Raw genomic sequence first — 14861 nt, 5'->3', positions numbered from 1 at the left:
CGGACCGATCAGCGCACCGACGCTGAAGCCGATGCGGCTGACGTTGGTGGCCACCGCCTCGCGCGGCAGCATCGCCGTGCTCAACGGCTTGGCCAGCATCGACAGGCCGTAGAAAAAGGCTGAATTGCGCGCCGCCACGTGGATCGGCAGCACCGGTGTCTTGCTGCGCATGGCCAGCCGCGCAAAACCATCGGACCAGCGTGCGTCGCGCACGCCGGCCGGCCCCATGCGGGAAACCTCGCCGGCCGGAAAAAGAATCAGCGCCTCGCCGCGCTCCAGTGCGCGATAGATATTGCGCATGCGCGAGGCCGCACCGCCACCGAATACGTCGACCGGCAACAGCAACGAACCCAGTTGCGGCACCGCGGCCAACCAATCGTTGCCGAGAATGCGAACGTCCTTGCGGACCGAACCGACCAGATCCAGCAAGGCCATCGCATCGAGCATGCCTAGCGGATGGTTGGCGACAATCAGCACGCCACCTTCCACGGGAATATGTTCCCGCTCGCGCTGTACCACGTGATAGCTGCAGCCCAGCAGGTCCAGGACCTGTTCGGCGAAATCGAACCCCTTGGTATTGGCAAGCCGATCGAGCACCCGATTGAAGCCCGCCTCGTCGGCCAGCCGCCCAAGCATGCCGGCAACGGGTCTGCGAATCATCGGGTGCTGCGCTAGCCATGGCAGACGTTCGGTAAGGGCCTGTTCAACGTGAAGCATGACCGCCTCCCTTGGTTTTAATCCATGTTGCCGATCAAGTGTGACAACTGCGAGAAATCGCGGGGTCAAACTGCTCCGCGTCGCAAGAATACACGAGGGGGTGAGGGGCAATGCTTAAGAGCTTGTTCAATGGCGACCATGACCTCTGCAGTTACGTATCTGCGTCTCTTCTCAAGGATATCTGTGATGACTCCTCGCCATCGCGGCGAGGGCCGAAATGGTGACCGGGCACGCTTGGCACCCGCCGCACGTTATGGATTGCATTCGGCTCAAACCGTCAGGTGCAAATAGGCCGCGATCCCCCCCAGGAACATCTGCACCGACAAGGCAATCAGCAACATGCCCATCACGCGTTCCAGCGCGGTGAGCACGCTTTCGCCCAGCCAGCGAAACAGATAAGTAGAACTCAACAGGATCACCGCGGTGGCCAACCACGCACATAGCAAGGCAATCGCCCAATCGGCGGTGCGGCCCGGTTGCGTGTTGGTGAGCAGCAGCAAGGCCGCCATGGCTGAAGGGCCGGCCACACCGGGAATCGCCATTGGCACGATGAACGGTTCGCCCTCGCCGGCTTGTCCAAACACGCCGCCTTCGGCCGGCGGGAACACCATGCGAATGCCGATCAGGAACAGCACGATGCCACCGGCAATGCTGATCGATTCTTCGCGCAATTGCAGCAACCTGAGAATCAGCTGGCCGCCCATCAGGAAGACCAGCAACACCGCCAGGGCGATCAGCAACTCGCGCACCATCACCGCGCGGCGGCGCTTGGGCGGCACGTCTTTCAGCAGGCTCAGAAAGAGTGGAATGTTGCCGAGCGGGTCCATGATGAGGAACAGCAGGATCGCCGCCGACAAGGTGGTCATCTGCGTTTGCATGCGTTCCCCTTGGTGGTTCTTAGGTGTTTAAGCTTTGCGTGCCATGCGCGGCGATGATCAGGCCGCGCGCAGATCGAGCACGCCACCGCGTGCGGCGGCCGCCTTGTCGCTCAGGAGATATACCACGGCATCGGCGGTGGCATCGGGCAGCGGATGCTGCAGCGTGTCTTCACCGAAGTAAGCCGTGCGGCGCAAGGTGGTGCGCATCGGTGCCGGCAGCAAGGCATGCACGCGGAAGCTGCCTTCGTCGTGTTCTTCATGCAGGATCGCCACGAAGCGCTCCAACGCCGCTTTCGATACGCCGTAGGCGCCCCAATGCGCGCGTCGTACCAGGTCGGGATTGTCCAGCACGAAGACTGCCGCGCTGTCTGCCGCCGCCGTGAGCAACGGCAAGCAAGCCTGGGTCAGCGCAAACGGTGCGGAAACGTTGATGTGCAAGCTGCGCAACCAGGCATCCGGCTTGTGCATCGCCATCGGCGTCAGGCCGGCGAAGCTCGCCGCGCCGTGCACAATACCGTCGAGCCGGCCGAGATCGCGCTGCAAACCTTCGGCCAGTGCGTCGTAATCGCGCGGGGTGGCGGTTTCCATATCGAGCGGATGGATGACGGGTTCGGGCAAGCCGTCGCGCATCATGGCGTCGTAAAGCTGTTCGAGTTGCCGTTTGCGCTTGCCGGTGATCACCACTGTGGCACCCGCGCGGGCCGCAGCGCGCGCCACGGCGCTGCCCAATCCGCCGTAGGCGCCGGTGACCAGCACCACGCGACCGTCCAGTTCGTGCGCGGCCGGCGCCCAGCTTGCGGGCAAGCGGTGCAGCGGCAGGCTCAAGCTCATGCGTGGTGTTCCCCGGCCACGTCGCATGCCATGCGTGCCAGTTCGCCGGAGGCTTTGAGATCTTCCACGATATCGCAACCGCCGATCAGCTCGCCCTGGATGAAAAGCTGCGGGAAAGTCGGCCAGTTGGCGTAATGCGGCAGGGCGGCGCGGATTTCCGGATCGGCCAGCACGTTCACCGCATGGAACGTCGCGCCCGCTTCGGCCAGCGCTTGTGCCGCGCGGGCAGAGAAGCCGCACATCGGAAATTGCGGCGTGCCCTTCATGAAAAGCACGAGGGGGTGCGCAGCCAAGACCGCCTTGATTCGCTCGTTGACGTCCATAACTTCGGTTTCATCACTACAATGCAGCCAGCTTAGTAGTGTACCAGCCGTCCCGGCGTCCGATCGGGCGGCATCCCATTACCCCTTAGCCAACGCCCAGGAGTTACCCATGGCGATCGAACTTCCCCCGTTGCCTTACGAAAAGAACGCGCTGGAGCCGAATGTCTCGGCCGAGACGCTGGAGTTTCACTATGGCAAGCACCACCAGGCCTATGTGACCAATCTCAACAACCTGATCAAGGGCACCGAGTTCGAGAACGCCTCGCTGGAGGACATCGTCAAGAAGTCCTCCGGTGGCGTGTTCAACAACGCAGCGCAGACCTGGAACCACACGTTCTACTGGAATTCGATGCGTTCGCCGAAAAGCGACAACAAGCCCACTGGCAAGCTGTCCGATGCGATCGACAAGGCGTTCGGCTCGTTCGACAAGTTCAAGGAAGAGTTCAAGAAATCCGCCGTGGGCAACTTCGGTTCGGGCTGGACCTGGCTGGTGCAGCGTCCGGATGGTTCGCTGGGCATCGTCAACACGTCCAATGCCGCCACGCCGATCACCGGCAGCGACAAGCCGCTGTTCACCATCGACGTATGGGAGCACGCTTACTACATCGATTACCGCAATGCGCGTCCGAACTACGTGGACAAGTTCTGGGACCTGGTGAACTGGGATTTTGCGGCGAAGAATCTTGGCTGATCGCCATGCCCTCTCTCTTGACGGAGGGAGGGCGTAGGTTGGGGTGAGCGCATGCGAACCCCAACATGGCGCGCCACATCGCATGGCGGCGTTGGGGTTCGCGTACGCTCACCCCAACCTACGAAGACTATGAAGACAGGGCACGCAACGCCGGTGCGGCCTGTTCTTCCCTTTTCAATGCACCGGCAATCCCTTCCACGCGCGCAGCCAACGTCTGCGCATCCGGCGCACACACCGTGGCATGTCCCACCTTGCGCCCGGGCCGCGATGACTTGCCGTAGTCGTGCCAATGTCCATCGACGGTGGCAAGCACCGGCGTTGCATCCGGCAACGCGCCGATCCAGTTGAACATGGCGGAGAAGCCGCTGGCCGAGGTATCGCCGAGCGGCAGGCCGAGCACTGCACGCACATGGTTTTCGAACTGGCTGGTGATGGCGCCTTCGATGCTCCAATGGCCGGAGTTGTGCACGCGCGGCGCCATTTCGTTGCCGAGCAGCTCGCCGTCCTTCACGAACAGCTCCAGGGCAAACACGCCGACGTAATCCAGGTTTTCGGCCAGCGTGCGCGCCAGCGCTTCGGCGCGCGATTGCAGCGCGCCTACGTGCGGCGCGGGCGCAAGGCTCATGCTCAGCACGCCGTCGGTATGCCAGTTCTGGGTGAGCGGCCACACGCGAAAATCGCCGTCGCGCGTGCGCACCGCCAGCACCGAAAGCTCGCGCTCGAACGGCACGAAGGCTTCGAGGATCAAACCGTGCGCATTGGCACCGAGCGCTTCCCACGCCGCATCGGCGTCGGCGAGTTGCTTGATGCGGAACTGCCCCTTGCCGTCGTAGCCAAGGCGACGCGTCTTGAGAATGGAGGGGGCGCCGATCTTGGCCAGGGCACGATCCAGGCCTTCGCGCGTATCGACCGCTTCGAACGCCGGCGTCTGCAAACCGCATTCGCGGAACAGGGTTTTCTCCGCCAGGCGATCTTGCGCAACCGCCAAGGCGCGCGGATTGGGGAATACCGCCACGCGCTCGGCCAGCCATTGCGCGGTGTCGGCCGGCACGTTCTCGAAATCGAAGGTCACCACATCGACCTCGGCCGCGAATTGCTCCAGCGCGGCGAAATCGGTCCAATCGGCCACGCGCAGCGGTGCCACTTGCCCGGCGCACGCATCGGGCGCGCTATCCACCACCAGGGTGTTGACGCCCAGCGGCGCCGCGGCAATCGCCAGCATGCGGGCGAGCTGGCCGCCGCCGAGAATGCCCAGCACGGCTTGTTTTTGGCGAGCGCCTGTTCTCATGTTCACGAACGGGGATCCGGGTTATCCAGCACGGTCTGGGTCTGATGCGCGCGATAGGCTTCCAGCGCCTTGGCGATAGCCGGATCGTGCAGGGCCAGCACCGCGGCGGCGAGCAGTGCGGCATTGCAGGCACCGGCACGGCCGATGGCCAGTGTGCCGACCGGAATGCCGGCCGGCATCTGTGCGATGGAAAGCAGGGAATCCATGCCGTTGAGCGCCTTGGATTGCACCGGCACGCCGAACACCGGAAGACGGGTCTTGGCCGCCAGCATGCCCGGCAAATGGGCGGCGCCGCCGGCACCGGCGATGATCACCTGGATGCCGCGCGATACGGCTTGCTCGGCGTACTGGAACAACAGATCCGGCGTGCGGTGCGCGGATACCACCTGCACTTCGTGCGGCACGCCAAGCGCCTCGAGCAGCTCGGCCGCGTGCGTCATGGTTTCCCAATCCGAACGCGATCCCATCACCACACCCACTCGCGGCGCTGCAGCTGTTTCCGTCATGGTCCGGTCGTCCAAAAGGGGTTATTGTACGGACTTCGCCGCATTGCAACGATACCTGCCGTTTCCTATGGATAAACGTCTGCTCGACATCCTTTGTTGCCCCGTAAGCAAGACGCCGGTACGCCCTTTGACCGCCAACGAACTCACTGCCCTGAATCGCGCGATCGATGGCGGCCAGGTCCTCACCGTGGCGGGCGGGACCGTGCAGAACCGGATCACCGAGGGCCTGATCACGGTCGACCGCAAGGTGGTCTACCGGGTCGAGGACGGCATCCCGGTCATGCTGCCCGAGGAAGGCATCGGCACTACCCAGTTCACCGACTTCCCGGCGACAGCGTAAGAACCTGCGCATCATGCGGGGCGCTTTCACGCCGGCTGCACCGACAATCCACAAAAGCATGACTTGGGACATGGCAGTGAAACGGATTTTCGCTTATGTTCCAGCCATCGGCAGCTTCCCTCCTGTCGCGACCGTACCCGGTTGCCAGAGGCGGGTGGGTGCTTTTTACGGCAGGCCTAGCCGGCCAACCACAGGGGTGTGGCGATGAAAGAAGCCAACGATTCCTCCAACGTCGTCAATCTCAGCCAGCGGCTGGACCCCTCCAGCGGACGCGGAGGCGATCTGTTGAACGCTGTCCGGAACATCGCCTCCCGCCGCCTGCAGCAGTACATCGGTAACATGTTCGAGCACGTCGACGACGCGCTGTTCGACCTGGCCGAAAAAGCCGAGAACAACGCCGCGCAGATGCACTACTTCGACGGCATGCGCGAAGTGCGCAAGCGCCGCCCGGTGGTGGAGCGCGCCTTCCTGGCGCTGGTGTCGCGCGAGTTGAACGACTTCGCCAGCGGCAACACCGCGGCCACCGCCAGCCCGGTCGCTGCCAGCCATACGCCGACGCCGCCGGTACCGGGCTCGGTCGAGCTCTCGCTGGTCGCCGACAACGAGCTGGAAGAATCGCTGGCCATCACCAGCATGATCGGCAAGAACGAATCGCGCCTGGGGCGCGATCTGTTTGCGGTCAACCAGCGCCTGTCGGTGATCTGTGGCGGCACGCGCATCGAAGACGCCACCAATCCGATCGGCCCTGCCCTGCTCGCCCAGTCGTTCCGCCAGGCGATGCGCGAGCTCAACGCCGATATGCGCGTGAAGCTGATCATCTACAAGCTGTTCGACCGCTACGTGATGTCGGCGCTGGAAGAGTTGTATCAAGAGGTCAACGCCGAACTGATGCGTGCCGGCGTGCTGCCGCAGCTGCGGCACGAGGTGCTGCGCAGCGGCGGGGCCGGCGCCGGGGCGGGTGCTGCGGCAGGCGGTGCTGCCGCTTCCGGCGAGATTCCCCAACCGCTACCGGCCGACGACAGCGAGGCTTCGGCCGAACTGCTGCAAACCCTGCGCGCCCTGTTCAGCGCGCGCCGGGCGCATCCGACCGTGCCGCTGGCGGCGATGACCGCCGGCCCGCTGCCCACCGCCAACGAATTGATCGGCGCCCTGAGCGTGCTGCAAAGCCAGGCCGCCATGGTGTCGATGCCGCAGCCGGCGGCTGGGCACATGAGCACCGTGGACATCGCCGAGCAGGTGCTGCATCTGAAAGAGCAGCTGATGAGCCAGCTCGGCTCGCTGCGCGGCCAGCGCCCGGGGCAGATCGCCACCATCGACGAAGACACCATCGACCTGGTCGGCATGCTGTTCGAGTTCATCCTCGAAGACCGCAACCTGCCGCCGCAGATGCAGGTGATGTTGGCGCGCCTGCAGATCCCCTATCTCAAGGCCGCGATTCTCGACCGCAAGCTGTTCGCGCATCGGCAGCATCCGGCGCGCCGCCTGCTGGACGGCCTGGCCGACGCGGCCAAGAGCTGGTCCGAAGAATCCGACCGCGACGGCCGCCTGCACGACACCATCAAGGCGATCGTCGAGCGCCTGCTGCAGGAGTTCGACGACGACATGACGATCTTCGATCGCCTGTCCGCCGAGCTGCAGCAGTTCCAGGAATCGAACCGCCGCCGCGCGGAACTGGCCGAGCAGCGCGTGGCCGAATCCACCCGCGGCCGCGAGAAGCTGGAGCAGGCGCGCCGACGCGCTGCGCGCGAAATCCTCAATCGCATCGGCGGCAACGCACTGCCGCCGCTGATCCATGGCGTGCTGTCACGCGCGTGGGCGAATTACCTGGTGCTCACCATCCTGCGCAAGGGCGAGGAATCGAACGACTTCCGCGAAGCGCTGCGCTTCGTCGACGCGTTCATTGCCAGCACCCGGCCGGTGCGCACGCCGGAAGCCAAGCGCGACCTGCTGCAATTGCTGCCCGGCATCGAGCGGGCGCTGCGCAAGGGCCTTGCGAACGTCGCCTTCCAGGAAGCCGATATCGAGAAACTGCTTGCCCAGCTCCACGGCTACTATCGCCAGCAACTCGGCGAGGCCGCGCCCGCATCGGCACAGCCGGAGGCCGCCGCCGAAGCCGCGCCCGCACCGCTGCCGATTCCGGAAAGCATCCAGCCGATCGCCGAAAGTGTGGACGAGCTGGACGATGTCACCACCGAACCTGCCGAAGACACGATTGCGCCGGATGTGCGCGAGCAGCTCGAACGGGTGAAAGTGCTCAAGCCCGGCACCTGGCTGGAATTCGGCGGCCAGGACGAACATTTCGAACGCGCCAAATTGTCATGGATCAGCCCGATGAGCGGGCGCTACCTGTTCGTCAATCGCCGCGGCTTGAAGGTGGGCGATTTCTCACCGTATGAGCTGGCCTTGGTGATGGCCGAAGGCCGTGCACGGGTCCTGGCGTCCAACGCGCTGTTCGACCGTGCGATGGATGCGATCGTGGATCGGTTGAGCCATGAAGAGACGCGCCCGGGCGAATCGCCCTGATTTACCTCGGGTCTTCAGCTTGACCGAAGCTAGCCCGTTGGTTGGTGGTGAGCGCAAGCGAGCCCCAACGTCGCCATGCCCAAAGCGATGTCGGGGTTCGCGCTTGGAGCCCATCCGAGTAGCATGCGCGCATTCCCACCACGCGCAGCCTCTCGCATGCCCCAGACCTTCCGCTTCGCCCCGCCCGACCAGCGCCTGATCGATGCCGACGTGGAACGCGCCTTTGCCGAAGACATCGGCCACGGCGATGCCACCGCCAGCTTGCTGCCGGCAGATGCGCAAGCCTTCGCCGCACTCACTTGTCGTGAGGATGCGGTCATTGCCGGCATTCCCTGGTTCGATACTTGCGTGCATAAACTCGACCCGCAGGCACGCATCCATTGGCGCTTCAGCGACGGTGACCGCGTCAGCCCTGGCGCGATCGTGTGCGAGATGCACGGCAATGCGCGGGCACTGGTGACGGCCGAACGCTCCGCGCTGAATTTCCTGCAGATGCTGTCGGGCACCGCCACCATCACGGCCAGCTATGTTGCCGCTGTGGCCGGCACCAAGACGCACGTGCTCGACACGCGCAAGACCGTGCCGGGTCTGCGCCTGGCACAGAAATACGCGGTGCGCTGCGGCGGCGGCCATAATCATCGCATCGGTCTCTACGATGCGATCCTGGTGAAGGAAAATCACATCATCGCCGCAGGCAGCATCGCCGCCGCGGTGCGGGCAGCCCGACAGCTTCATCCCGCCTTGCTGCTGGAAGTGGAAGTGGAAAACCTGGACGAATTGCAGCAGGCGCTGGATGCCGGCGTGGATCGTGTGATGCTGGACAACTTCACCCTGCCGTTGATGCGGGAGGCCGTCGCGCGCACCGATGGCCAGGTGCCGCTGGAGATTTCCGGCAACGTCGACCTGCAGACCATTGGCGACTACGCACGCACCGGCGTGGATTACATTTCGGTGGGTGCGCTGACCAAGAACGTGCGGGCGATCGATCTTTCGCTGCGATTGAAAATCAGCTGACTTGCGGGGAGCACACGTCGCCCACACACTGCACGCATGGGCGACCTCGCTACCCTCCTGCTGCTGCTTGTACTAATGGCCATCGCCGGCATCTGGCTGGTGTTGAGCCGCGCGCGCGACCGCGCCATCCAGGAGGCACGTCGGCGCTGCCAGCAGCATGGCCTGCAACTGCTGGATGAAACCGTCGGCTTGAGTGGCGTACGCCTGCGCCGCTATCGCGGCCAACGGGTGCTGGAACGCCGCTACAGTTTCGAGGTAAGCATCGATGGCGACGATCGTGAAGCCGGGCATCTGTGGATGATCGGCTCCGTGCTCACCGCACTGATTCTCCCCACCGTCGAGCTGTACACACCCGAGTATCCGGCGCACGAGACATCGACGGCCGAGGGCACCAACGTGGTGCCGTTTCGCCGGCAGTATCGCGACCGGGATATCCGGCATTAGGTTTGCGCAGGCGCAAAACCTTGGCGCCTACATCTCTTCGCCCTGGGCGGATGCAGGAAGGGTTGCACGCCGTCCCTTCCACCAGTACGCCACCGCCAAGATCAGGAACCAGACCGGACTGGCCAGCAGCGCCTCGCGCGTATCCGCCTGCAAGGTCAGCAGCCACAGCACGAACACGAAGAACGCCAGGCACACCCAGCACATGAACACGCCGCCTGGCATCTTGTACGTGGACGCCGCATGCAGTTGCGGCCGTTTACGCCGGTACGCCATGTAGGCCACCAGAATCAGCGACCACACGAACATGAAGAGCACGGCCGACAGCGTGGTAACCAGGGTGAAGGCCGTGACCAGGTTGGGAATGACGTACACCAGCATGGCACCGCCCAGCAGGCACAGGCAGGAAAACAGCAAGCCGCGTGCTGGCACGGCTGCGCGCGACAGCCGCGCGAATAGGCCTGGTGCGTGATTTTCCTCGGCCAGGCCGTACAACATGCGACTGGTGGAAAAGATGCCGCTATTAGCCGACGAGGTCGCCGAGGTGAGCACCACGAAGTTGATCAAGCTGGCCGCCGCGGGAATGCCCGCCAGCATGAACAACTCCACGAACGGACTCCTGCCCGGCTGCACCAGCCGCCACGGCGTCACCGTCATGATCACGACCAGCGCCAACACGTAGAACAGGATGATGCGCACCGGAATCGAATTGATCGCCTTGGGCAGATTGCGCATGGGATCGGCGGTTTCAGCGGCGGTGGTGCCCACCAGTTCGATACCGACGAAGGCGAACACCGCAATCTGGAAACCGGCAAAGAAACCACCCACGCCAGTGGGAAACAGACCACCGTCGTCCCACAGATTCGCCAGCGACGCATGATGCCCGGAGGGCGAGGTGAAGCCGAACACCACCATGCCGAAACCGGTGATGATCAGCGCGATGATCGCCACGATCTTGATCAGCGCAAACCAGAACTCCAGTTCGCCGAACACGCGCACCGCCGTGAGGTTCAGCGCCAGCAACAACAACACGCACAGCACCGCCGGTATCCACGGCATCAAGCCGGGAAACCAGAACTGCGCATAAGAGGCAATGGCGATCACATCCGCAATGGCGGTGACGATCCAGCAGAACCAATAGGTCCAGCCGCAAAAGAAACCGGCCCAGGGACCAAGCAGATCGGTGGAGAAATCGATAAACGACTTGTACTGCAGGTTCGACAGCAGCAGCTCGCCCATCGCGCGCATCACGAAGAACAGCATGATGCCGATGATCAGATACACCAGCAGGATCGACGGGCCCGCGAGGCTGATCGTCTTGCCCGAGCCCATGAACAGGCCAGTACCGATCGCACCACCGATGGCGATCAATTGCAGATGGCGATTGGACAGGCTGCGGCGTAGGTGGTCCGGGTGTGAGTGTGCGTCGGACATGCGGGCGGCTTGTAGGGAGAAGCCGATACCTTAGAGGAAACGATGGGGGGCGGCTATCTCCATGATCGTCACGCCCAACGTTGCCGCGCAGAACACGATGTTGGGGTTCGCTTGCGCTCACCCCAATCTACGAGAAGGCTACTTCACCACCCGCAAATGCGAGCCACCGCCGCGCTTCGGCTTGTCGCCATCCGTCGGCGGCTCCGGCTCGGGTGGTGATGGCGGCGTATCGCTTGGCGGCTCGCCGCCATGCTCGTCTTCCTCCGCGGGAAACATCATGCCCTGCCCGTTTTCCTGCGCGTACAAGGCCAACACGGCCGGCACCGGAATCTGGATGCTGTGGCTGACGCCGGAAAAGCGCGCCTGGAAGCTGATCCACTCGTTGCCCAAGTCGAGGTTGGCCACGGCGCGCATGGCCAGGTTGAGCACCACCTGCCCGTTCTTGATCACGTGCGGCGGCACGCGCACGCCCTGGCGCGAGGCATCGACCAGCATGTAGGGGGTGAGGTTGTTATCGCTGATCCAGTCGTAGATCGCCCGCAGCAGGTACGGGCGGTTGGAGCTCATCTGAGGGTGTTGCTGGTTTGTCACCAGGAGGGTGCTCTAGCCGATTTGCGTGGACGTCACCGGCCCTGTCTGTTCGCAGACCACAGGGCCATCGGCGAAGGCAGACTGGCTGTCTGTCGAGACGATGGACCGAAGGTATGCGGACAGACAGAGCCGGCCCCCCGCGTATTGAATGGGAAAGATGGGGTGATGTCCAGAAGGCCGTCCACGCAAATCGGCTAGAGCACCCTCAGGGCCTTTTCTTCCTGCGTCAGACTGCGAGCATAACCTTGACTATGGAACAGCCGCTCGCCGTAATCCATGATCGGCTTGCCTTCCCGCCCCAGGTCCACGCCCAGCGAGGGCAGGCGCCATACCAGCGGCGTCACCAGGCAATCGGCCAGGCTCATTTCGGGGTTGAGGAAGAACTTGGACGCCTTGAACAGCGGCAAGGCGGCAAGCAGTTGCTCGCGCAGCCGCTTGCGTGCCGCGTCCGCCGGACGACCACCGGCCTTGATGTGCTCGACTTCCGGCAGCCAGTCACGTTCGATGCGCACCGCCGCCAAGCGCAGCCGGGCGCGGGATAGCGGATCGATCGGCATCAGCGGCGGATGCGGGTAGCGCTCGTCCAGGTACTCGCACACCACCGCGGTGTCATACAGCGTAAGCTCGCGATCCACCAGCGTGGGCAGCGTGTGATAGGGATTGAGATCGAGCAGGTCCTGGGAGGGCTTGGCCGGGTCGACCAGGATCAGATCGTAAGTGACTCCTTTCGCGGCCAGCACCAGCCGTACACGATGACATTGAATGTCATCGGCAGCGGAGTACAGGGCGAGTACTGTCCGGGAACGAGCGTTCTGGACCATGCACTTTTCTCCCCTTGCGTTTGGGCGCAAGGATGGCGTGTGCCACCCCGCGGCCACAAGTCCCTTTTTTATCAAGAGGACGTCAGTGGACGTCCTTCCAATATTCTTTCTTCAGCAAGTATGCCAGGAAGGTGAAGCCCAGCAGGAACAGCACCACCCAGATGCCGTAATGGCGCCGCTGCAGGGCGACCGGTTCGGAGGCGTATTCCAGGAAGTTGGTGACGTCGCGGGCGGCCTGCTGGTATTGCTCGGGGGTGAGCTTGCCGGGGTGGAGCAGCTTGAGGCTTTCGATCACCGGATCCTCGCCCGGCTTGCCCGGCTTGAACACCGGCACCTGTTCGCCCTGCAGCTCCCACAGCGGGAACGGCATGGCCGCATTGGGCAGCACGGTGTTGTTCCAGCCGATCGGGCTCTTGGGATCGAGGTAGAACGAGTTGAGGTAGGCGAACACCCAATTGGCGCCCTTGGCCGCCACTTCCAGCGAGAGATCGGGCGGTGCCTTGCCGAAGAACTTCTGCGCGTCGTCCTCGGGCATGTGCGAGATCACCGGATCGCCGAACTTGCCGCCGGTGAAGTCGAGGTTCTTCATCACGTCGTCCTCGGTCAGGCCGAGGTCGTCCGCGATGCGCTCGTAGCGCAGGTACTTCAGCGAGTGGCAGCCCACGCAGTAGTTGAAGAAGATGTGCGCGCCGCGTTGCAGCGATGCCGTGTCGCGGAGGTTGGTGCCGGCATCGGGCAGTTCCGGGCCTTCGGCCATCGCCGACGTGGTGCCGAGCAGCAGGCCGAACGCCAGCGCGAAGATGGAGATGTACCGCTTAGTCATGCGCCGCTTAGTCATGCGTCGTCACCCGTTCCGGAACCGGCTTGGTCTTTTCCCAGCCAAGATGCGTGTACAGCCACAGGAATACGAAGTACCCGAAGTAGATCAGCACCATCGTGCGCCCGAAGAAGTTCTCGATGCCGGTGACGTCGGAATCGGCGCCGAACAGCATCGGAATCAGTTCGGCGGTGGAATCCGTACCAATCAACATCAGCCCGAAGAACGCCAGCACGAACAAGCCCAGCGCCACCTTGTAACCGATGCCGCGATAGCGGATGGATTTCACTTTGCCCGCATCGATCCACGGCAGCAGGAACAGCAGCACGATCGCGCCGAACATGCCCAGCACGCCCCATACCGCGGTGCCGAAGGCCGACGGAATCATGCGCACGATCGCGTAGAACGCGGTGAAATACCAAACCGGCTTGATTTGCGCCGGCGTGACCAGGTTGTTGGCGGGCACGTTGTTGTCGTGCTCGAGGAACCAGCCGCCGAAGGTGGGCTGGAAGAAGATGATGAACGCGGCGATGGCCAGGAACAGGCCCACGCCGACCAGATCCTTCACCGTGTAATACGGATGGAACGGAATGCCGTCTGCCGGCTTGGTCGGATCCCAGCGATTGCCCTTCGGACCGTGTTTCACGTCCACGCCGTCGGGGTTGTTCGAACCCACTTCGTGCAAGGCGGCCAGGTGCAGCACCACCAGCAGCAGCAGCACCAGCGGCAGCGCGATCACATGCAAGGCGAAGAAGCGATTGAGGGTAGCGTCGGCGGGCAGGTAATCGCCCATGATCCACTCGACCAGGTCCTTGCCGATCACCGGAAGGGTACCGAACAAGGACACGATCACCTTCGCCCCCCAGAACGACATGTTGCCCCACGGCAACACGTAGCCCATGAAGGCTTCGGCCATCAGCGCCAGAAAGATCGTCATGCCCAGCAGCCACACCAGTTCGCGCGGCTTGTGGTACGAGCCGTACAAGAGGCCGCGGAACATGTGCAGGTACACCACCACGAAGAACAGCGACGCGCCGGTGGAGTGCATGTAGCGGATCAGCCAACCCCACTCCACGTCACGCATGATGTACTGCACCGAGTCGAACGCGCCGCTCGCGCTCGGGTCGTAATTCATGGTGAGGAAGATGCCGGTGACGATCTGGTTGACCAGCACCAGCAGCGCGAGTGAGCCGAAGTAGTACCAGATGTTGAAGTTCTTCGGCGCGTAATACTCGGTCATGTGCTTGCGGTACACCGGCATCAAGCCGGGCGCGCGGTCAGTGACCCATTCGCCGATGTTCGACAGGAAGTTCGCCATTACGCATTCCCCGCTGGATCCACACCGATCTGCACGGTGCTCTCGTCGACAAAGTGATAAGGCGGAATCTGCATGTTCTTGGGCGCGGGCACGCCTTGGTACACGCGGCCGGCCATGTCGTAGCGCGAATGGTGGCAGGGGCAGTAGTAGCCACCCTGCCAGTTCGGATCGAACGGCTCGGGCTTCATTTCACCCACGTAGTCGGGCACGCAGCCCAGGTGCGTGCAGATGCCGACCATCACCAGCCATTCCGGCTTGATGGAGCGCGTTTCGTTCTGCGCGTACTTCGGCTGCTGGTCGGCGGAGGAGCCGTCGGACTTGGGGTCGA

17 protein-coding genes are annotated in these 14861 nt (G+C 63.5%); 5 read left to right on the top strand and 12 right to left on the bottom strand.

The genetic code is table 11. The features are described 5' to 3' along the window. From VMA74_RS04550 to grxD, 4 genes are all read right to left on the bottom strand, one after another. On the bottom strand, positions 1–717 hold a 717-nt coding region (locus tag VMA74_RS04550; protein WP_325365243.1), incomplete at its 3' end, for a GNAT family N-acetyltransferase. Between the two features lie 269 nt (positions 718–986). Continuing rightward, positions 987–1583 (bottom strand): YhgN family NAAT transporter, encoded by a 597-nt coding sequence (locus VMA74_RS04545; protein WP_325365247.1) that lies wholly within the window; start codon positions 1581–1583, stop codon positions 987–989. Between the two features lie 69 nt (positions 1584–1652). Next, entirely contained in the window at positions 1653–2426 is a 774-nt protein-coding gene (locus VMA74_RS04540; RefSeq protein WP_325365241.1) for an SDR family NAD(P)-dependent oxidoreductase, read from the bottom strand. Next, the gene (gene grxD / locus VMA74_RS04535) at positions 2423–2749 is read right to left on the bottom strand and encodes a Grx4 family monothiol glutaredoxin (RefSeq protein WP_325365239.1); all 327 of its coding nucleotides are present in this window, start codon (positions 2747–2749) and stop codon (positions 2423–2425) included. Before grxD ends, VMA74_RS04540 begins: the two co-directional genes overlap by 4 nt. 109 nt (positions 2750–2858) lie before the next feature. Here grxD and VMA74_RS04530 point away from each other — a divergent pair, with 109 nt between their 5' ends. Continuing rightward, complete coding sequence (locus VMA74_RS04530) at positions 2859–3440, top strand: superoxide dismutase (protein ID WP_325365237.1); 582 nt, start codon at positions 2859–2861, stop codon at positions 3438–3440. 127 nt (positions 3441–3567) lie between these two features. On the opposite strand, the gene VMA74_RS04525 is transcribed toward VMA74_RS04530, so the two are convergent. Next, positions 3568–4728: a 5-(carboxyamino)imidazole ribonucleotide synthase gene (locus VMA74_RS04525; RefSeq protein ID WP_325365245.1), complete on the bottom strand. Its 1161-nt coding sequence runs from the start codon at positions 4726–4728 to the stop codon at positions 3568–3570. A gap of 2 nt (positions 4729–4730) precedes the next feature. Beyond that, positions 4731–5234 (bottom strand): 5-(carboxyamino)imidazole ribonucleotide mutase, encoded by a 504-nt coding sequence (purE, locus tag VMA74_RS04520; protein ID WP_325365235.1) that lies wholly within the window; start codon positions 5232–5234, stop codon positions 4731–4733. A gap of 67 nt (positions 5235–5301) precedes the next feature. On the opposite strand from purE, the gene VMA74_RS04515 reads away from it, so the two are divergent. The 4 genes from VMA74_RS04515 to VMA74_RS04500 all read left to right on the top strand — a co-directional run bounded on the left by VMA74_RS04515 (position 5302) and on the right by VMA74_RS04500 (position 9555). Continuing rightward, the gene (locus VMA74_RS04515; protein ID WP_325365233.1) at positions 5302–5574 is read left to right on the top strand and encodes a Trm112 family protein; all 273 of its coding nucleotides are present in this window, start codon (positions 5302–5304) and stop codon (positions 5572–5574) included. Positions 5575–5778: 204 nt separating this feature from the next. Continuing rightward, positions 5779–8097 (top strand): DUF1631 domain-containing protein, encoded by a 2319-nt coding sequence (locus VMA74_RS04510; protein ID WP_325365231.1) that lies wholly within the window; start codon positions 5779–5781, stop codon positions 8095–8097. Between the two features lie 156 nt (positions 8098–8253). Beyond that, positions 8254–9111, top strand: coding sequence for a carboxylating nicotinate-nucleotide diphosphorylase (gene nadC / locus VMA74_RS04505; protein ID WP_325365229.1), 858 nt, complete (start codon positions 8254–8256; stop codon positions 9109–9111). A gap of 36 nt (positions 9112–9147) precedes the next feature. Next, complete coding sequence (locus VMA74_RS04500; protein ID WP_325365227.1) at positions 9148–9555, top strand: DUF3301 domain-containing protein; 408 nt, start codon at positions 9148–9150, stop codon at positions 9553–9555. Positions 9556–9582: 27 nt separating this feature from the next. Here the strand turns inward: VMA74_RS04500 and cycA are convergent, their stop codons facing one another. The 6 genes from cycA to petA form a co-directional block, all read right to left on the bottom strand. After that, entirely contained in the window at positions 9583–10986 is a 1404-nt protein-coding gene (gene cycA, locus VMA74_RS04495; RefSeq protein WP_325365225.1) for a D-serine/D-alanine/glycine transporter, read from the bottom strand. Between the two features lie 138 nt (positions 10987–11124). Beyond that, entirely contained in the window at positions 11125–11553 is a 429-nt protein-coding gene (locus VMA74_RS04490; RefSeq protein WP_325365223.1) for a ClpXP protease specificity-enhancing factor, read from the bottom strand. Positions 11554–11771: 218 nt separating this feature from the next. After that, positions 11772–12398: a glutathione S-transferase N-terminal domain-containing protein gene (locus VMA74_RS04485; RefSeq protein ID WP_325365221.1), complete on the bottom strand. Its 627-nt coding sequence runs from the start codon at positions 12396–12398 to the stop codon at positions 11772–11774. A gap of 82 nt (positions 12399–12480) precedes the next feature. After that, the gene (locus VMA74_RS04480) at positions 12481–13221 is read right to left on the bottom strand and encodes a cytochrome c1 (protein WP_325365219.1); all 741 of its coding nucleotides are present in this window, start codon (positions 13219–13221) and stop codon (positions 12481–12483) included. A gap of 7 nt (positions 13222–13228) precedes the next feature. Continuing rightward, entirely contained in the window at positions 13229–14533 is a 1305-nt protein-coding gene (locus VMA74_RS04475; RefSeq protein WP_325365217.1) for a cytochrome bc complex cytochrome b subunit, read from the bottom strand. Further along, the coding region (gene petA / locus VMA74_RS04470; protein WP_325365215.1) for a ubiquinol-cytochrome c reductase iron-sulfur subunit at positions 14533–14861 on the bottom strand (329 nt) is incomplete at its 5' end. The genes VMA74_RS04475 and petA, both read right to left, overlap by 1 nt.

This window comes from Dyella sp. (assembly GCF_035508675.1).
GTDB lineage: Bacteria > Pseudomonadota > Gammaproteobacteria > Xanthomonadales > Rhodanobacteraceae > Dyella_B.
Note: the sequence above shows the minus strand (reverse complement) of the source record. Positions and strands in the feature narration are given on the sequence as shown.